Raw genomic sequence first — 18,354 nt, forward strand, 5'->3', positions numbered from 1 at the left:
CGCCCGGTCTCAGTCGTTGCCCGAGGCGAGCTCGGCCGAGCGTGCCGCGGCGGCCTCCATGGCGGTGAGGAACGCGGCCCGGACCTTGTGGTCGTCGAGCTGGCGCAGCGCGGCCATCGTGGTGCCGCCGGGGCTGGAGACCTGCTCGCGCAGCACCGTGGGGTGCTGGCCGGTCTCCTTGAGCATGGTCGCCGCGCCGTACAGCGTCTGGACGACCAGCTCGGTGGAGGTGCTTCGGGGCATCCCCAGCAGCACGCCGGCCTCGATCATCGCCTCGACGACGTAGAAGATGTAGGCCGGCCCGGAGCCGCTGATCGCGGTCACCGCGTCCTGGTGCTTCTCGGGGACGCGCAGCACCTTGCCGCACGAGCGCAGCAGCTGCTCGGCCTCGGCCAGGTGCGCCTCGTCGCAGTGGCTGCCGGCGCTGATGGCCGCCATGCCCTGGTCGACCAGCGCCGGGGTGTTGGGCATGACGCGGACCACCGGCGTGCCCTCGGGCAGCCGTTCCTGCAGGTATGACGTGGTGATCCCGGCGGCCAGGCTGACGACCAGACTGCCCGCCGTCAGGTGGTCACGGATCTCCTCCAGCAGGCCACCCATGTCCTGTGGCTTGACCACGAGCACGAGGGTGTCGGCGGCCGCGGCGGCGTCGGCGTTGGCCATGCTGCGCACGCCGTACTTCGCCCGCAGCTCGGCGGCCCGGTCCTCCCGGCGCTCGGTGACGATGATGTCGCCGGCGTCGCGGCCGGCGCGCACCAGCCCGGACAGCAGGGTCTCGCCCATGACCCCTGCACCAAAGATCGCGACCGTGCCCATGCCGTCCTCCCTCGTCCGCCGGCCGGCAGCGGCGCCCGGGTCCGCCCCGGACGCCGGCCGCCCGCGTCAGCCCTTGGTGGCCAAGCCTCGCAGGAAGAACATCGTGTTGGCGGGGCGTTCCGCCATCCGGCGCATGAGGTAGCCGTACCACTCCTCGCCGTAGGGGATGTAGACGCGCATCTGGTCGCCCCGGTCGGCGATGCGGCGCTGCTCCTCGGGGCGGATGCCGTAGAGCATCTGGTACTCGAAGGAGTCGGCGGCACGGTCGTGCTTGGCCGCGAGCGCGCCGGCGATCTCGACCAGGCGCGGGTCGTGGCTGGCGACCATCGGGTAGCCCTCGCCGGCCATGAGCACCTTCAGGCAGCGGACGTACGACTTGTCGACGTCCTCCTTGGACTGGAAGGCCACCGACTCGGGCTCCTTGTAGGCGCCCTTGCACAGGCGGACCCGGCTGCCCGCGGCGGCGAGGTCGCGGCAGTCGGCCTCGGTGCGGTGCAGGTAGGCCTGGAGCACCGCCCCCACCCACGGGAAGTCCTGGCGCAGCTCGCGCAGGACCTGCAGCGTGGAGTCCGTCGTGGTGTGGTCCTCCATGTCGAGGGTGACCGTGGTGCCGGCCCTGGCCGCCGCCTCGCAGATCTCGCGGGCGTGCTCGAGGGCGATCTTCTCGCCGTCGCCGGGGAGGTACTGCCCCACCGCGCTGAGCTTGACGCTGACCTCGGCCTTGCCGCCCTGGGTCAGGCCGGCGTCGGACAGCGCCGACAGCAGGGCCAGGTAGGCGTCGCGGGTCGCCTGCGCCTGGGCGAGGTCGAGGGTGTCCTCGCCGAGGTAGTCGATCGTGGTCAGGCGGCCGGTCGCGGCCAGGTCGCCGGCGGCCCGGACCGCGTCGCCCGTGGCGTCACCGGGCACGAAGCGCTTGACCACGCTGCGGCTCACCGGCGCCCTCTCGATCACGCTGCGCACCTGGTCGCTCTTGCTCAGCTGCAGCAGCCCTTGGCGCAGCACGGCGCTCGCATCCACCACGGTCATGTCCTCCGCTTGCTCACCTGCCGGCGAGGGTCCTCGCCGCGTTGCCGGCCGGCTCCTCGTGGGTGCCTGCCAGCGCACAGGCTAGTGCCCGACGGAAGTGCTCCTCGTCACGGCGTGCGGCGACGCAGGGTCAGCGAGCCCAGCGCGATGGCACCGACGATGAAGCCGGCCACGATGGCCACGTCCCCGGCGACGTCGGGGCCGGCGTCGACGCTCGTCGTCACGGTCTTCATGGCGTCCACGGCGTAGGACAGCGGCAGCACGTCGGAGACGGCCTGGAGCACGTCGGGCAGCCGGTCGCGGGCGATGAGCAGTCCGCAGAGCAGGAACTGCGGCAGCACGACCGCCGGCATGAACTGGACGGCCTGGAACTCGGTCCGGGCGAAGGCGCTGAAGAACAGCCCGAGGGCGGTGCCGAGGACCGCGTCGGCGACCGCGATGACGACCAGGAGCCACAGCGCACCGGCGACGTCCAGCCCGCAGACCCAGACGGCGAAGGCCGTGGCGACCAGGGCCTGGACGACCGACAGGGCCCCGAAGGCCAGCGCGTAGCCGGCCAGGAAGTCTCCCTTGCCCAGCGGGGTGGACAGCAGCCGCTCGAGCGTGCCGGTCGAGCGCTCGCGCAACGTGGTCACACTGGTCACGAGGAACATCACGACGAACGGGAAGACCCCGAGCAGCGGCGCCCCGATGTGGTCGAACACGGGGGTGTTCTGGAAGATCCAGGCGAGCAGCCCGATGAGCACGCAGGGCACGACGAGCAGCAGCGCCAGGGTGCGGTGGTCGGAGCGGACCTGGCGCAGCACCCGGGTGGCGGTGGCCAGGGTCAGGCGGGGGTTCATGCGCGCACCTCTGCGTCGATGAGGGCCAGGAACGCCTCCTCGGCGTCCGCGGCGTGGGTGCGGGCGAGCAGCCCGTGCGGGGTGTCGTCGGCGAGGATGCGGCCCTCGCGCAGCAGCAGCAGCCGGTCGCAACGGGTTGCCTCGTCCATGACGTGGCTGGAGACGAGAAGCGTCGTGCCAGCGGCGGCCAGGCGGTGGAACAGGTCCCACAGGTCGCGGCGCAGCACGGGGTCGAGCCCCACGGTCGGCTCGTCGAGGACGAGCAGCTCGGGGTGGCCGACGAGGGCGGCGGCCAGCGACACCCGGGAGCGCTGCCCGCCGGAGAGCCGGTCCACCCGGTCATCGGCGTGGTCGGCGAGGTCGACCTCGCCGATGGCCTCCTCGACCCGGTCCCGCGAGGCGCCCAGGACCGCGGCGAAGTAGGTGAGGTTCTCGCGGACGGTCAGGTCGGAGTACACGCTGGCGTCCTGGGTCATGTAGCCCACGCGCGAGCGCAGCCCGGCCGAGCCGGCCGGCTGCCCCAGCACGGTCACGGTCCCGCCGTGCACCACCTGCACCCCCACGATGGAGCGCAACAGGGTGGTCTTGCCGCCGCCGCTGGGGCCGAGCAGGCCGACCACCTCACCGCGGGGGACGGTCAGCGAGACGCCGGGCAGCACCTCGCGGTCCCCGCGCACCACCCGCAGGCCGTCCGCGACGACGGCGGGCTCGAGCTGGCTATTCATCACGTGATGAAATATAGGCCGACGGCTGGGCCGGCACAAGGGTCTTCGGTCAGGTCAGTCGGCCAGGTAGCGCTGCAGCGTCGGCGCCAGGTGGGCGAGGAGCTCCTCGGGGTCCGCCGACGCGATCGGCTCCAGGCCCATGACGTAGCGCATCAGCGCGACGCCGACCATCTGCGAGACGGCCAGGCCGGCCCGCAGCTCGGGGTCGGGGACGCCCAGCGCCGAGGCGATCCGCCCGAAGACCTCACGGGCGAGGAACTCCCGCAGCATCCGCGCGGCCTCCTCGTGGCTGACCGCCGAGCGGATCAGCGCGACGAGCCGCTCGCGCCCGTCCGGGCTGTCCCAGATGCCGAAGAACGTGCGCACGACCCGCTCGCCGACCTGCTCGCGCGGGCCGTCGAGCAGCGCCGCTACCACCTGGGCCGGGCGCACCGGCAGCTCCATCGTCTCGGCGAACAGCTCCGGCTTGCCCTCGAAGTAGTGGTGCACCAGCGCCGGGTCCACCCCGGCGGTGCGGGCGATCGCCCGCAGCGAGCTCGCGTCATACCCCTTGCCCGCGAACTCCTGGCGCGCCGCGGCGAGGATGACCGCGCGGGTGTCCTCCCCCGCCGGTCGGCGCCCCCGCGGGCTCATACCCGCGCCGCCGCGAGGTGCAGCCGGGCGAACGCCAGCGCCTCGGCCAGGTCGACTTCGCGCTCCTCCTCGCTCAGCCGGCGGGTGCCGACCTCCACCACGATCGACCCCGAGAACCCTTGTGCGGCAAGGATTTCCAACAGCTCGCCGCAGGGCTGGCTGCCGCGTCCGGGCACCAGGTGCTCGTCCTTGGCCGAGCCGAGGCCGTCGGCGAGGTGGACGTGGGCCAGCCGCCGGCCGAGGGCGGCGGCCATGGCCAGCGCGTCGGAGCCGGCGGTCGCGGTGTGCGACAGGTCGAGCGTGACGTTGTCGTAGGGCTGGGTCACCGGGTCCCAGTGCGGCAGGTAGGCCAGCAGCTCCCGGCCACGGGCCCGCCAGGGGAACATGTTCTCCACGGCCAGCTTGATGCCGCTGTCGTGCTCGCGCAGCGCGATGCCGTCGACGAACTCCGCGGCGTAGTCCTTCTGCCACCGGAACGGCGGGTGCAGCACCACCGTGCCGGCGCCCACCTCCTGGGCCAGCCGGACCGAGTTGTCCACCTTGGTCCAGGCGTCCGGCCCCCAGACCCGCTGGGTGAGCAGGAGCGTCGGCGCGTGCACCGAGACGATCGGTATGCCGTGCAGCCGGGCCAGCGCGCCGAGCGCGCCGGCCTCCTGGGAGACGGGGTCGGTCTGCACCATGACCTCGACCCCGTCGTAGCCGAGGCGCTCGGCCAGGTCGAACGCGGCCGCGCAGCTGTCGGGGTAGACCGAGGCGGTCGACAGGGCAACCCTGGCCCCGGGGACCTGCACGGCGGCGGACATGGCGACGAGCCTAACGAGGGCTGCTCAGTCGCCGGTGATCCAGTCCAGTCGGCGCAGGATCACACCCTCGCGCAGGGCCCATGGGCAGATCTCGAGGCGGTCGAGCTCGAGCAGGTCCATCGACGCCTCGGCGACCAGTGCCCCGGCGAGAAGCTGCGGCGCCCGCGAGGCGGACACCCCGGGCAGCTCGGCACGCTCGGCATGCGTCATCGCCGCCAGCCGCGGCACGAGGTCGGTCAGCGCCTTGAGCTCGAGCACCCGGGGGACGTAGGGGCCCTCACCGCTCGGCGCCGCGCCCAGCGTCCGCGCCAGGGAGCGCATCGTCTTGCTCGTCCCGACCGCGCGGTGCGGCACCCCGGTGCGGGTCAGCTGCCGCAGGCTGCGGGCGATGTCCGCCCGGATGGAGGTCCGCAGCGCCCGGACGGCCTCCGTGCTGGGCGGGTCGTCCGGCAGGTGGTCGCGGGTCAGCCGGCCTGCACCCAGCGGCAGGCTGATCGCGGCGTCCGGCTCCTCGTCCAGGCCGGCGGCCAGCTCCAGGGAGCCTCCGCCGATGTCGACCACCACCAGGTGCCCGCTGGACCAGCCGAACCACCGGCGCACGGCCAGGAAGGTCAGCCGCGCCTCGTCCTCGCCGGAGAGCACCTGCAGGTCGGTGGCCGTCTCGTCCCGCACCCGCGCCAGGACCGCCTCGCCGTTGGGCGCCTCGCGGATGGCACTGGTCGCGAACGCCAGCAGGTCCTCGACCCCGCGGTCCTCGGCGATGACGAGGCACTCGTGCACGAACTCGACCAGCCGGTCGGCGCCGACGGTGGAGATGCGGCCGTCGTCCTCGACGTACTCCGAGAGGCGCAGCTCGATCTTGTGCGAGTAGGCCGGCAGCGGGTGGGCGCCGGCGTGGGCATCGACCACCAGGAGGTGGACGGTGTTGGAGCCGACGTCGATCACACCGAGCCGCATGGTCCTCAGGCTAGGTCACCCCGCAACCCCCACGCCGCTTCCGCGCCGCAGGAGTGGGCCGGGCGCGGCAGCCGCGGCGCGGCATACCGGGTCAGGACCGGTGCGGGGAGCCTAGGCTGGGCGGGTGCCCGAGACCCCGCTCGACATCGCCCGCACCTGGGTCGAGTTCACCGACCCGACCGACCCTGCGCAGCGGTTCCGGTGCGACCTGACCTGGCTGACCTCGTCGTGGACCTGCATCTACGGCAGCGGCTGCCACGGCATCTATGCCGACCGGCCCTCCGACGGATGCTGCACGCTGGGCGCCCACTTCACCGACAAGGACGACGTGCAGCGCGTCAAGCGGGCCGTGGCCGGGCTCGGCCCGGACGAGTGGCAGATGCACGACCTCGGCCAGGACGGGAAGTGGACCGAGAAGGAGGACGGCGACCTCAAGACCCGCGTGGTCGACGGCGCCTGCATCTTCCTCAACCGCCCCGGCTTCCCCGCCGGCGACGGCTGCGCGCTGCACCAGCACGCGGTGCGCCGTGGCCTGGAGCCGCACACGGTCAAGCCGGACGTGTGCTGGCAGCTGCCGATCCGCCGCACCTACCGCACGGTGGAGCTGCCGGACGAGTCGTCCTACCTCGAGGTGTCCATCAGCGAGTACGACCGCCGCGGCTGGGGCCCCGGCGGGCACGACCTCGACTGGTACTGCTCAGGCAACCCCGAGGCGCACGTCGGCAAGGAGCCCGTCTACCGCAGCAACCGCGGTGAGCTCGTCGAGCTCATGGGGCAGGCCGCGTATGACGAGCTGGTCGTCCGCTGCGAGGCCCACCTCGCGGTGGTCAAGGCGGCCCGGTCCAAGGGCTCCCGGACCCTGCTGCCGCTGCTGGTCCACCCCGCGACGCTGCAGGCCCAGGCCGCCACCGAGCCCCGCGCGAAGGCCGGCAAGGCCGGGGCGGGCAAGGCCGGGGCGGGCAAGGCTGGGGCGGGCAAGGCCGGGGCGGGCAGGGCCGGGGCGGGCAAGGCCGGAAAGCCGCCGAAGGCCAAGCGCGACAAGTGAACCGAGGTGCACCGGTGAGCGACCAGCCCGCCTCCGACCACGCCATCCCGAGCCCCAACATCTGGGACACCCCGGACGTCTACGAGGTCGAGAACCGCGGGGTCGACCCGGACGGGGCGATCGAGGCCGCCATGCGGGGCATCCACGACTGGTCCGGGCAGCGCCTGCTCGACGTCGGCTGCGGCAGCGGCTTCCACCTGCCCCGGTTCGCGCAGGACGCCGCGTCCGTGGTCGGGGTCGAGCCGCACGAGCCGCTGGTGGACCTGGCCCGGCAGCGGGTCGTGGGGCTGGGCAACGTCGAGGTCGTCGACGGCGCGGCGCAGGAGCTGCCGCTGGAGGACGGCTCGGTCGACGTGGCCCACGCCCGGTGGGCGTACTTCTTCGGCCCGGGCTGCGAGCCGGGGCTGGCCGAGCTCGCGCGGGTGCTCGCGCCCGGCGGCACGGCGTTCGTCATCGACAACGACGCCACCCGTTCGACCTTCGGCGGCTGGTTCCGCCGGGCCATGCCGGCCTACGACCCGGTCGCCGTCGAGCGGTTCTGGCGCCGGCAGGGGTGGCAGCGCGAGCAGGTCGACACCCGGTGGCAGTTCGCCTCCCGGTCCGACCTCGAGGCGGTCGTGCGGATCGAGTTCGCCCCGACCGTGGCCGACGGGATCCTGGCCGAACACCAGGGCCTTGGCGTCGACTACGCGGTCAACCTGTGGTGGCGCACCTTCGGCTGAGGCACGGCGCGCGGGGGCGGCGATCCCGTGTCGGTGGGCTCCCCTACGGTCTGCGGCATGGCTTCAAAGGCAGGGACCAAGCCCAGCTACAAGTGCTCCGAGTGCGGCTGGGCGGCGATCAAGTGGGTCGGCCGGTGCGGGGAGTGCCAGGCCTGGGGCACGGTCAGCGAGGTGGGCGCAGTCTCCGTGCGCACCGCGCCGGCGGCCGTCGTCGAACGCCCCGCCCTGCCGATCGGCGACATCGACGTCCGCCGGGCCCAGGCCCGCAGCACCGGGGTCGGGGAGTTCGACCGGGTGCTCGGCGGGGGCATCGTGCCCGGCGCCGTGGTCCTCGTCGCCGGCGAGCCCGGCATCGGCAAGTCCACGCTGCTGCTCGACGTCGCCGCACGCGCGGCCCGCGAGGGCGCGACGGTGCTCTACGTCAGCGGCGAGGAGTCCGCCGCCCAGGTGCGGGTGCGTGCCGAGCGGATCGAGGCGATGGCCAAGTCGCTCTACCTCGCCTCCGAGACCGACCTGGCCACCGTGCTCGCCCAGGTCCAGCGCCTCGAGCCGGACCTGGTCGTCGTCGACTCGGTGCAGACCATCTCCAGCGCCGAGGTCGAGGGCGCGGCCGGCAACGTCTCCCAGGTCCGCGAGGTCACGGGGTCGCTGATCGGCGCGGCCAAGTCCCGCGGCATCGCCATGCTGCTCGTCGGCCACGTGACCAAGGACGGCTCGATCGCCGGTCCCCGCATGCTCGAGCACCTCGTCGACGTCGTGGTGCAGTTCGAGGGCGACCGGCACTCCCGCCTGCGGCTGGTCCGCGCGGTCAAGAACCGCTACGGCCCCACCGACGAGGTCGGCTGCTTCGACCTGTCCGACGTCGGCATCGTCGGCCTGCCCGACCCCAGCGGGCTGTTCCTGTCCAGCCGCACCCTCGTCGTCCCGGGCACCTGCGTCACCGTCACCCTGGAGGGGCGCCGGCCGCTGGTCGCCGAGGTGCAGTCGCTGGTGGCGCCGACCCAGATCCCGACGCCCCGGCGGGCCACGAGCGGCCTGGACAGCTCGCGGGTGGCGATGATCCTGGCCGTGCTCGACCGGCGGGCGGGGGTCCCGCTGCGCCAGGCCGACACCTACCTGTCCACCGTCGGCGGCGTGCGGCTGACCGAGCCGGCGGCCGACCTGGCGGTCGCGCTCGCGGTGGCCAGCGCCGTCCAGGACCGACCGCTGCCGCAAGGCACCGTCGCCATGGGCGAGGTCGGGCTGGCCGGCGAGATCCGTCCGGTCACCGGCATCCCCCGCCGGCTGGCCGAGGCGGCCCGGCTCGGCTTCCGGACCGCGATCGTCCCGACCGGCGTCCTCGGCTCCGGCACGATGCCGGAGGGGCTGAAGGTGCACGAGGTCGGCGACATCTTCAGCGCCGTGCAGCAGGCCACGACGAGCCCTCGCTGATTCGCGGGTCACGGGCGCGTCACGAGCACTCGCAGCAGGTCGCGGGCCGTTAGACTGCGCGACAACGGGGCTGATGACACAGGCCCACCTGGCGCGAGGGAGACCCCGATCATCGTGGAACGAAGCGACGACGAGTTGCTGCGCGCTACGCTGGCCGCTGTCGCTCCGGGCACCGAGTTGCGTGACGGGCTCGAACGCATCCTGCGCGGCCGCACAGGGGCGCTGATAGTCCTCGGGCACGACCGCACCGTCGAGGCGCTGTCGACCGGCGGGTTCCCACTCGACGTCGAGTTCTCCAGCACCCGCCTGCGCGAGCTCGCCAAGATGGACGGCGCGATCGTCCTCGACCGCGAAGGCACCCGCATCCTGCGGGCCGCCACCCAGCTCGTCCCCGACCCCTCGATCGAGACCAACGAGTCCGGCACCCGCCACCGCACCGCCGAGCGCGTCGCCAAGCAGACCGGCTACCCCGTGGTGTCGGTGAGCCAGTCGATGCAGATCGTCGCCCTCTACGTCGCCGACCGGCGCCACGTGCTCGAGGACTCCAGCGCGATCCTGTCCCGCGCCAACCAGGCCCTGCAGACCCTCGAGCGCTACAAGTCCCGCCTCGACGAGGTGACCGGCACCCTGTCCGCCCTCGAGATCGAGGACCTGGTCACGGTGCGCGACGTCGCCAGCGTCCTGCAGCGCCTGGAGATGGTGCGACGGATCAGCGACGAGATCGCCGGCTACGTCATCGAGCTCGGCACCGACGGCCGCCTCCTCACCCTGCAGCTCGAGGAGCTCACCGGCGGCCTGGGCAACGACCGCGAGCTGGTCATCCGTGACTACCTGCCCTCGGCCAAGACCGACAAGGACGTCGAGGAGGTCCTCGCCGACCTCATGGCGCTGTCCTCGACCGAGCTGCTCGACCTGGCCGCGGGGGCCAAGGCCCTGGGCTTCTCCATCGTCGGCGACGCCCTCGACTCGGCGGTCAGCCCGCGCGGCTACCGCCTGCTCACCAAGGTGCCTCGCCTGCCCGGCGCGATCGTGGACCGGCTGGTCGAGCACTTCGACAGCCTGCAGAAGCTGCTGGCCGCCAACCTCGAGGACCTCATGGCCGTCGACGGCGTCGGCGAGGGCCGCGCCCGCGCGGTCCGCGAGGGCCTGTCCCGCCTGGCCGAGTCCAGCATCCTCGAGCGCTACGTCTGAGCGGTCCCACTCTCGTCGTGAGCTCCACCGCGGTCCCCACCCCGGTCCTGCACGAGCAGGTCCTCGACTGGTACGCCGTCGCGCAGCGCGACCTGCCGTGGCGCTCGCCTGACGCGACCCCGTGGGGCGTGTTCGTCTCGGAGGTCATGCTCCAGCAGACCCCGGTCGCCCGGGTCGAGCCGGTCTGGCACGCCTGGCTGACCCGCTGGCCGACGCCGGCGGACCTGGCGGCCGAGGCCCCCGGCGAGGCCGTGCGGGCGTGGGGCCGGCTGGGCTACCCGCGCCGGGCCCTGCGCCTGCACGCGGCCGCGACGGCGATGGTGGAGCGGCACGGCGGCGAGGTGCCCGGCAGCCACGAGGAGCTGCTCGACCTGCCCGGCGTCGGCACCTACACCGCTGCGGCGGTGGCCAGCTTCGGCTTCGGGCTGCGCGCCACGGTGGTCGACACCAACGTGCGACGCGTGTTCGCGCGCATGGTCCAGGGCCGGGCGCAGGCGTCCCCATCACTCACCCGCTCCGAGATGGACCTGGCCACCTCGCTGCTGCCCGGGGACGCCGACCGGGCGCGGACCTGGAGCGTGGGGGTGATGGAGCTCGGGGCGCTGACCTGCACGGCGCGCGCTCCCCGCTGCGCGGACTGCCCCGTCGCGGGCCTGTGCGCGTGGCGGCTGGCCGGCCACCCGGCATACGACGGGCCGGCCCGGAAGGGGCAGGCCTGGCACGGCACCGACCGGCAGGCCCGAGGCGCGCTCCTGCGGGTGCTGCGGGAGGCCAGCGGGCCGGTCGACGGCGAGGACCTGGCGCGGGCGTGGCCGGACGAACCGGCGCAGCGCGACCGCTGCCTCGACTCGCTGGTGGCTGACGGGCTGGTGGAACCGTTGTCCGGCAACAGGTTCCGGCTGCCGGCCTGACGAAGTGCTTGCAGGGCGGGCAGGCGGCGAGTAAGTTCCCTCGACTGTGCGTGCGACGGCGGAGGTGTGGGGGCGGCTGGTCGCCGCGGGCTTCCGCCGGCAGTCCAGCTACCGCCTCGCGATGCTCGCAGGGCTGGCCACGAACGTCGTGTTCGGCTTCATCCGTGCCGCGATCCTCTTCGCCGCCATCGACAGCGCCGGCGGCAGCCTGGCCGGCTACACCAAGGGCACGGCCAGCGCCTACGTCTGGCTCTCCCAGGGGCTGATCGGGGCGGTGACGCTCACCGGCATCGCCGACATCGGGGACCGCATCCGCACCGGTGACGTGGCGGTCGACTTCACCCGCCCGGTGGACCTGCAGACCTGGCACCTGGCCGAGGACCTCGGCCGCGCGGCGTACAGCCTCATCCCGCGCGGCATCCCCAGCGTGCTGGTCGGTGCGCTGACCGTCGGGATCGCCCTGCCGACCGTGGCGCTGCCCTACGCGATGGGGCTGCTCAGCGTCGCCCTCGGCGTGACCATCTCCTTCTACTGCCGCTACGCCGTCAACGTGCTCGGCTTCTGGCTGCTGGACACCCGCGGCGTCCGCACTTTCTACGCCGTCACGAGCAGCTTCCTGGCCGGGCTGTACGTCCCCGTCGGGCTGTTCCCGGACTGGCTGCACGCCCTCGCCGCGGCGACGCCCTTCCCCTCGATCCTGCAGACCCCGGTCGACGTGATCTCCGGCCACGTCACCGGCGCCGACGCCTGGCGCGCCCTCGGGCTGCAGGTCCTCTGGGTGGCCGTCACCTGCGTGGCCGGCCGCGCGCTGACCACCGCCGGGCGCACCAAGCTGGTGGTGCAGGGTGGCTGAGACGACGACGTGGGCCACGCCCTACCGCGCGATCCTCGCCTCACGGGTGCGGGCCCAGCGGGCATACCGCACCGGCTTCGCGCTCGACCTGACCAGCAGCCTGCTGATCGGGGTCACCGAGCTGGCCGAGATCTGGATCGTCTTCCACAACGTGCACGTGCTCGGCGGCCTCGACTTCCACGCGATCCTGCTGCTGTTCGGCCTGTCCAACCTGGCGTTCTCCTCCGCCGACCTGCTCGTCGGACACCTGGACACGCTGCCGACCTACATCCGGGCCGGCACCGTCGACGCCTTCTACGTCCGGCCACTGCCGCTGCTGGCCCAGCTGATGACCAGTGAGATCTCGCTGCGGCGGATGACCCGCATCGTCGTCGCGCTGGTCGCCCTCGGCTTCGGCCTGGCCCTCAACGACATCGACTGGGGCCCTGCGCCGCTCGCGATGCTCGGGATCGCGGTCGCCTTCGGGACGGCGATCTTCGCCGGCCTGTTCACCTGCGCCGCCGCGCTGCAGTTCTTCCTCGTCAACGGCTCCGAGCTGACGAACTCCTTCACCTACGGCGGCGCCTACGCCTCCAGCCAGCCTGCGGCGGTCTTCCCCGCCCCGCTCAAGCTGGTCTTCGGCTACCTCTTCCCGGTGGCCTTCACGGCCTACCTGCCCACCCTGGCCATCCTCGGCCTGCCAGGGCCGGCCGGGCTGCCGACGTGGCTGGCATGGCTGACGCCGCTGGCCGCCGCCTGGGTGTGGGGGCTGGCCGCGCTGCTGTGGCGTTGGGGCACCAGGCACTACCAGGGAGGCGGCGGATGACCGACGCGATCGTGAGCCTGCAGGACCTGACCCGCGCCTTCCGGCGCCGCGGCAAGGGCCGGCGTGCCGGGATCACCGAGCTCGTCGCCGTCGACTCGATGACGTTCGACATCGAGGCCGGCGCCGCGGTCGGCTACATCGGCGCCAACGGTGCCGGGAAGTCCACCACGATCAAGATGCTCACCGGCATCCTCGTGCCGTCCTCGGGCACGGTCCGCACCTGCGGCCTGGACCCGGTGCGCGAGCGGCGTGCCCTGGCCCGCCGGATCGGCGTGGTCTTCGGCCAGCGCTCCCAGCTGTGGTGGGACCTGCCGCTGCGCGAGTCCTTCGCCATCCTGGCCGCGATCCATCGGCTGGGTGCCGGGGAGGCGGCCGCGCGCACCCGCGAGCTGGTCGAGCAGCTGGAGATGGGCGACACCCTCGACACCCCGGTGCGCCAGCTCTCCCTCGGCCAGCGGATGCGCGCCGAGATCGCCGCCGCCCTGCTGCACTCCCCCGAGCTGCTCATCCTCGATGAGCCGACGATCGGCCTGGACGTGCTGAGCAAGCAGCGGCTGCGCGAGTTCCTGCGCCACGAGCGCGCCAGCCGCGGCACCACGCTGCTGCTCACCACCCACGACATGGGCGACGTCGAGCGCCTGTGCGACCGGGTGCTGGTGGTCGACCGTGGCCGCCTCGCCTACGACGGCACGCTGCCGGGGCTGGCGGCCACCGTGGGCGCCCAGCGCGTCCTCGTGGTCGACCTGGCCGACCCCACCCCGGAGCTGCACGGCATACCGGGGGCGACGCTGATCGGCAGCGAGGGTGAGGGGATGCGTCAGCGGCTGTCCTTCGACGCGGAGGTGACCACCGCGGCCGAGGTGCTGACGGCGGTGTCGACCCAGGCTGCGGTGCGCGACCTGTCCGTCGAGGAGCCGGACATCGAGGACGTCGTGCGCCGGATCTACCAGACCACCCGCTGACCGCCCTACAGTCGAGGCGTGGTCTTCGAGGGCATCCCGCGCGACGCCGTGCGGTTCTACGGCGAGCTCGAGCAGGACAACAGCAAGGAGTTCTGGGGCCGACAGGAGCAGCGGTATGCCGTCAGCGTGCGTGAGCCGCTCACCCTCCTCGTCGAGGCGCTCGCCGGGGAGTTCGGGGAGCCCCATGTCTACCGACCGCAGCGCGACCTGCGGTTCTCCCACGACAAGCGGCCCTACAAGGACCACCAGGGCGCCGTGGTGCGGGTCGCCGACGGGATGGGCTGGTACGTCGAGGTGGGCGCCGGGGGCCTGACCACCGCGGGCGGAGTCTTCCGGCCGGCGCCGGACCAGGTCGAGCGGCTGCGCCGGGGGGTCGACGACGACCACACGGGTGAGCGGCTGCGCGGGATCGTCGAGGCCCTGGCCGCCGACGGCTTCGACATCGGCGGGGAACAGCTGCGGACGCGCCCGCGCGGCGTGGCCGAGGACCACCCGCGGCTGGACCTGATGCGGCACAAGAGCCTGACGGCACGGCACCGCCACGGTGAGCCGGTGTGGCTGTGCTCGGTCACGACGCTGGACCGGGTGCGCGCCGACTGGCGAGCCATGGCTCCCCTGGTCGCCTGGCTGACGGAGCATGTCGGCCCGTCGACCGCCGCCTCCCGCGGGCGCCGCTGAGCCCGCCGGCTTCTCGTCGTCAGAGGGTGCGCAGCATGCGGGTGTTGCCGAGGGTGTTGGGCTTGACCCGCTCCAGGTCGAGGAACTCGGCAACGCCCTCGTCGTAGGAGCGCAACAGCTCGGCGTAGACCTCGGGCTCGACCGCCTGCCCCTCGATCGGCTCGAACCCGTGCCGGCTGAAGAAGTCGACCTCGAAGGTCAGGCAGAACACCCGCTTGATGCCCAGGTCGCGGGCGTCGTCCAGCAGCGCGTCGAGCAGCTGGCTGCCGACCCCCTGGCCGCTGGCGGCGGGGTGCACGGCCAGGGTGCGCACCTCGGCGAGGTCCTCCCACATCACGTGCAGCGCCCCGCAGCCGACGACGCGGCCGTCGTCCTCGACGACCCGGAACTGCTGCAGCGACTCGTAGTAGGCGACCGCGTCCTTGGCGACGAGCACCCTGGTGGCGGTCAGCGGCTCGACGAGCGCACGGATGGCACGCACGTCACCGGCGCGGGCACGACGGACCTCGATCACGGTGCAGACGCTAGCCGCTCAGCGCAGGCTGCCGTCGCGGATGTCCGCGAACAGGGACTGCGCGTAGGACCCCAGCTTGACGATGGACTGGCCGTCCGAGGTCATGCCGAACCCGCCGACCGCGACCCGGTTGGGCATGTGCGACGCCGGCGTGACGTACGCGGAGGCGGCGAAGAGGAGCACCTGCTCAGCGCTGAGGTTCGTGGCCAGGTACGGCGAGGTCTTGTGCAGCAGCGTGGGCAGCTTCGCGGGACCGGCGAGCCGGACGAGCGCGGCGCCGGCAAGCATCAGCGTCCCCTGGTTGCGGGAGCGGCCGAAGTCGCCGTCCGGGAGGGCGTGGCGTGTGCGCGCGTAGGCCAGCGCCGCCTGGCCGTACAGGTGGTTGGCGCCCTTCTTGATGTTCGCCCGGGAGTACCTGTCCGTGAAGGCGCGCGGGCTCACGAGCGTCACGCCGCCGATGTCATGGATCAGCGAGATGAACCCCTGGAAGCCGGTGACGACGTAGCCCTCGACCGGTACCCCGGTGAGGTTCGTGACGGTGCGGGTCTGGCCCGAGGGTCCGCCGAACATGAGCGCGGAGTTGATCTTGCCCCGCCCGCCGGTCGCGAGCGGGACGTAGGAGTCGCGGGGAATCCCGACGATGCCGCCGGCCCCGTTGCCGTTGAAGCCGACGATGTGCAGGCTGTCGCCGCGCGCCCGCATCACGCTCTCACCCGGTCGCGCGTCCGTGCCGATGAACAGCACCCGCTGCGCGCCGCCCAGCGCGGGTTTGGCCACCCCGAGCGAGGGCCACCAGCCGCCGACGACCTTCCACTTCGGCCCCACCGCCAGCGTGACGTCCTTGCCCGCAGTGACTACCGCGATGGGCGCGCCCTTCCACGTGCTGACCGACCCGGCCACGGTGACCTTCGCCCCCGGGGTGACCTTGCGCGCCTTGAGCGCCGCGGCCGCCGACGACGAGGCCGGCACCGCGCCTCCGACGTAGATGGGCTTGACCGCCGCCAGCAGCCCGGCCGGCAGGCCCTTGGCCTGGAACGGGCTCGGCGTCGGGGCAGGCATGCTCGTCGACGACGGGGCCGCCTTCGGGGCCGGCTTGTCGGAGCCGCTGCAGCCGGCCAGGGCCAGCGCGAGGGCGACGACCCCGGCGCCGGCCGCCCGCAGGCGGCGACGGGTCAGGTGGGCAGATCGGGTCGGGCGCATCCCCACACCGTACGAGATGGCCCGCGGACGACGGCGGCACCATGCCGTCGTGGCCACCCCCGGCCGGTATGCCGTGTGCCCGGGCACGCGCGAGGGGCCGGGTGCGAGCGCACCCAGCCCCTCGGCATACCTGCTGGTCAGCGTCCCGTCAGGGCGCCTTCGCTCACTCCGTGCCGGCGGTCTCCACCGGCGGGGAGTCCGGCGCCGCGGTGTGCGGGGTGCCGTGGAAGGTGAACTGCGGGTTCTTCTCGTCGTCGTCGGTGTCGACCAGGACGATCTCGCCGGCCTTGATCTCGCCGTAGAGGATCTTCTCGGACAGGGCGTCCTCGATGTCGCGCTGGATCGTGCGACGCAGCGGACGGGCGCCGAGCACCGGGTCGTAGCCCTTCTTGGCGAGCAGGTTCTTGGCCGCGGGCGTGAGCTCGATGCCCATGTCCTTGTCCTTGAGCCGCTCGTCGAGCTTGGCCACCATCAGGTCGACGATCGCGACGATCTCCTCCTGGGTGAGCTGCGGGAAGACGATGATGTCGTCCACGCGGTTGAGGAACTCGGGGCGGAAGTGCTGCTTGAGCTCGTCCTGGACCTTGTTCTTCATGCGCTCGTAGCCCGTGCGGGTGTCGGACCCGGCGGAGAAGCCGAGCGAGACGCCCTTGGCGATGTCGCGGGTGCCGAGGTTGGTCGTCATGATGATGACGGTGTTCTTGAAGTCGACCACGCGACCCTGGGAGTCGGTGAGGCGGCCGTCCTCGAGGATCTGCAACAGGCTGTTGAAGATGTCGGGGTGAGCCTTCTCGACCTCGTCGAAGAGCACGACGGAGAACGGCTTGCGGCGCACCTTCTCGGTGAGCTGGCCGCCCTCCTCGTAGCCGACGTAGCCGGGCGGGGAGCCGAACAGCCGCGAGACGGTGTGCTTCTCGCTGAACTCGCTCATGTCGAGCTGGATCAGGGCGTCCTCCTCGCCGAAGAGGAACTCCGCGAGCGTCTTGGCCAGCTCGGTCTTACCGACACCGGTGGGGCCGGCGAAGATGAACGAGCCACCGGGACGACGCGGGTCCTTCAGACCGGCGCGGGTGCGGCGGATCGCCTGGGACAGCGCCTTGATGGCGTCGTCCATGCCGACGATGCGCTTGTGCAGCTCCTCCTCCATGTGCAGCAGTCGCGAGGACTCCTCCTCGGTCAGCTTGAACACGGGGATGCCGGTGCTGGCGGCGAGGACCTCGGCGATGAGCTCCTCGTCGACCTCCGCCACGACGTCCATGTCGCCGGTCTTCCACTGCTTCTCGCGCTCGGCCTTCTGCGCCAGCAGCTTCTTCTCGTCGTCACGCAGCGACGCGGCCTTCTCGAAGTCCTGCGCGTCGATCGCGGACTCCTTCTCGCGACGCACGTGGGCGATCCGCTCGTCGAACTCGCGCAGGTCCGGCGGCGCGGTCATCCGGCGGATGCGCAGTCGCGCGCCCGCCTCGTCGATGAGGTCGATCGCCTTGTCCGGCAGGAAGCGGTCGTTGATGTAGCGGTCGGCCAGGTTGGCCGCGCTCACGAGGGCGCCGTCGGTGATGGACACCCGGTGGTGCGCCTCGTAGCGGTCCCGCAGGCCCTTGAGGATCTCGATCGCGTGGGCGAGGTTGGGCTCGGCCACCTGGATCGGCTGGAACCGGCGCTCGAGGGCCGGGTCCTTCTCGATGTGCTTGCGGTACTCGTCCAGCGTCGTCGCGCCGATGGTCTGCAGCTCGCCGCGGGCCAGCATCGGCTTGAGGATGCTCGCCGCGTCGATCGCGCCTTCGGCGGCACCGGCACCGACGAGGGTGTGGATCTCGTCGATGAACAGGATGATGTCGCCGCGGGTGCGGATCTCCTTCAGGACCTTCTTCAGGCGCTCCTCGAAGTCACCGCGGTAGCGGCTGCCGGCGACGAGCGCGCCGAGGTCGAGGGTGTAGATCTGCTTGTCCTTGAGCGTCTCGGGCACCTCGCCCTTGACGATGTCCTGGGCCAGGCCCTCGACGACGGCGGTCTTGCCGACGCCGGGCTCGCCGATCAGGATCGGGTTGTTCTTGGTGCGGCGGGACAGCACCTGCATGACCCGCTCGATCTCCTTGGCGCGACCGATGACCGGGTCGAGCTTGCCCTCGCGGGCCGCCTGGGTCAGGTTGCGGCCGAACTGGTCGAGCACGAGCGAACCCGACGGGGTGCCCTCCTGCGGGCCACCGGTCGTGGTCGGCTCCTTGCCCTGGTAGCCGGACAGC

At 72.7% G+C, this 18,354-nt stretch carries 19 protein-coding genes; 9 read left to right on the plus strand and 10 right to left on the minus strand.

Going from position 1 to position 18,354, the window contains the following annotated elements; genetic code table 11:
• Positions 1-9: 9 nt before the first annotated feature.
• From proC to ACXVGS_RS10960, 7 genes are all read right to left on the minus strand, one after another.
• Complete coding sequence (gene proC / locus ACXVGS_RS10930; RefSeq protein WP_458528187.1) at positions 10-816, minus strand: pyrroline-5-carboxylate reductase; 807 nt, start codon at positions 814-816, stop codon at positions 10-12.
• Between the two features lie 66 nt (positions 817-882).
• Entirely contained in the window at positions 883-1,842 is a 960-nt protein-coding gene (locus ACXVGS_RS10935; protein ID WP_458528188.1) for a proline dehydrogenase family protein, read from the minus strand.
• 107 nt (positions 1,843-1,949) lie between these two features.
• Positions 1,950-2,684, minus strand: coding sequence for an ABC transporter permease (locus ACXVGS_RS10940; RefSeq protein WP_458528189.1), 735 nt, complete (start codon positions 2,682-2,684; stop codon positions 1,950-1,952).
• Positions 2,681-3,409, minus strand: a complete 729-nt coding sequence (locus ACXVGS_RS10945) for an ABC transporter ATP-binding protein (RefSeq protein WP_458528190.1) — start codon at positions 3,407-3,409, stop codon at positions 2,681-2,683. Before ACXVGS_RS10945 ends, ACXVGS_RS10940 begins: the two co-directional genes overlap by 4 nt.
• A gap of 54 nt (positions 3,410-3,463) precedes the next feature.
• Positions 3,464-4,042, minus strand: coding sequence for a TetR/AcrR family transcriptional regulator (locus ACXVGS_RS10950; RefSeq protein WP_458528191.1), 579 nt, complete (start codon positions 4,040-4,042; stop codon positions 3,464-3,466).
• The gene (locus tag ACXVGS_RS10955; protein WP_458528192.1) at positions 4,039-4,845 is read right to left on the minus strand and encodes a sugar phosphate isomerase/epimerase family protein; all 807 of its coding nucleotides are present in this window, start codon (positions 4,843-4,845) and stop codon (positions 4,039-4,041) included. Before ACXVGS_RS10955 ends, ACXVGS_RS10950 begins: the two co-directional genes overlap by 4 nt.
• A 24-nt stretch (positions 4,846-4,869) precedes the next feature.
• Positions 4,870-5,802: a Ppx/GppA phosphatase family protein gene (locus tag ACXVGS_RS10960; protein ID WP_458531249.1), complete on the minus strand. Its 933-nt coding sequence runs from the start codon at positions 5,800-5,802 to the stop codon at positions 4,870-4,872.
• A gap of 124 nt (positions 5,803-5,926) precedes the next feature.
• On the opposite strand from ACXVGS_RS10960, the gene ACXVGS_RS10965 reads away from it, so the two are divergent.
• The 9 genes from ACXVGS_RS10965 (at position 5,927) to ACXVGS_RS11005 (ending at position 14,400) form a co-directional block, all read left to right on the plus strand.
• A complete protein-coding gene (locus ACXVGS_RS10965) occupies positions 5,927-6,847 on the plus strand; it encodes a hypothetical protein (RefSeq protein WP_458536945.1) in 921 nt (306 codons plus the stop codon).
• 14 nt (positions 6,848-6,861) lie between these two features.
• Positions 6,862-7,569: a class I SAM-dependent methyltransferase gene (locus ACXVGS_RS10970; protein WP_458528195.1), complete on the plus strand. Its 708-nt coding sequence runs from the start codon at positions 6,862-6,864 to the stop codon at positions 7,567-7,569.
• 57 nt (positions 7,570-7,626) lie between these two features.
• Entirely contained in the window at positions 7,627-9,000 is a 1,374-nt protein-coding gene (gene radA, locus ACXVGS_RS10975) for a DNA repair protein RadA (RefSeq protein ID WP_141789496.1), read from the plus strand.
• 111 nt (positions 9,001-9,111) lie between these two features.
• Positions 9,112-10,191, plus strand: a complete 1,080-nt coding sequence (gene disA, locus ACXVGS_RS10980; RefSeq protein ID WP_425465317.1) for a DNA integrity scanning diadenylate cyclase DisA — start codon at positions 9,112-9,114, stop codon at positions 10,189-10,191.
• A gap of 17 nt (positions 10,192-10,208) precedes the next feature.
• Positions 10,209-11,102 (plus strand): A/G-specific adenine glycosylase, encoded by an 894-nt coding sequence (locus tag ACXVGS_RS10985; protein ID WP_458534381.1) that lies wholly within the window; start codon positions 10,209-10,211, stop codon positions 11,100-11,102.
• A 46-nt stretch (positions 11,103-11,148) separates the two neighbouring features.
• On the plus strand, positions 11,149-11,955 hold the full coding sequence (locus tag ACXVGS_RS10990) for an ABC transporter permease (RefSeq protein WP_458528197.1): 807 nt from the start codon (positions 11,149-11,151) through the stop codon (positions 11,953-11,955).
• Positions 11,948-12,760 (plus strand): ABC transporter permease, encoded by an 813-nt coding sequence (locus ACXVGS_RS10995; RefSeq protein WP_458534382.1) that lies wholly within the window; start codon positions 11,948-11,950, stop codon positions 12,758-12,760. The genes ACXVGS_RS10990 and ACXVGS_RS10995 overlap by 8 nt, the downstream gene beginning before the upstream one ends.
• Entirely contained in the window at positions 12,757-13,722 is a 966-nt protein-coding gene (locus tag ACXVGS_RS11000) for an ABC transporter ATP-binding protein (RefSeq protein WP_458536946.1), read from the plus strand. Before ACXVGS_RS10995 ends, ACXVGS_RS11000 begins: the two co-directional genes overlap by 4 nt.
• Positions 13,723-13,740: 18 nt before the next feature.
• The gene (locus ACXVGS_RS11005) at positions 13,741-14,400 is read left to right on the plus strand and encodes a DUF2461 domain-containing protein (protein ID WP_458528200.1); all 660 of its coding nucleotides are present in this window, start codon (positions 13,741-13,743) and stop codon (positions 14,398-14,400) included.
• Positions 14,401-14,419: 19 nt separating this feature from the next.
• Here the strand turns inward: ACXVGS_RS11005 and ACXVGS_RS11010 are convergent, their stop codons facing one another.
• The 3 genes from ACXVGS_RS11010 to ACXVGS_RS11020 form a co-directional block, all read right to left on the minus strand.
• Positions 14,420-14,914, minus strand: coding sequence for an amino-acid N-acetyltransferase (locus ACXVGS_RS11010; protein ID WP_458528201.1), 495 nt, complete (start codon positions 14,912-14,914; stop codon positions 14,420-14,422).
• A gap of 18 nt (positions 14,915-14,932) precedes the next feature.
• Positions 14,933-16,114 (minus strand): LCP family protein, encoded by a 1,182-nt coding sequence (locus ACXVGS_RS11015; protein ID WP_458531246.1) that lies wholly within the window; start codon positions 16,112-16,114, stop codon positions 14,933-14,935.
• A gap of 163 nt (positions 16,115-16,277) precedes the next feature.
• A partial coding sequence (locus tag ACXVGS_RS11020; protein WP_458536947.1) for an ATP-dependent Clp protease ATP-binding subunit occupies positions 16,278-18,354 on the minus strand: 2,077 nt, incomplete at its 5' end.

This window comes from Oryzihumus sp., assembly GCF_054325275.1.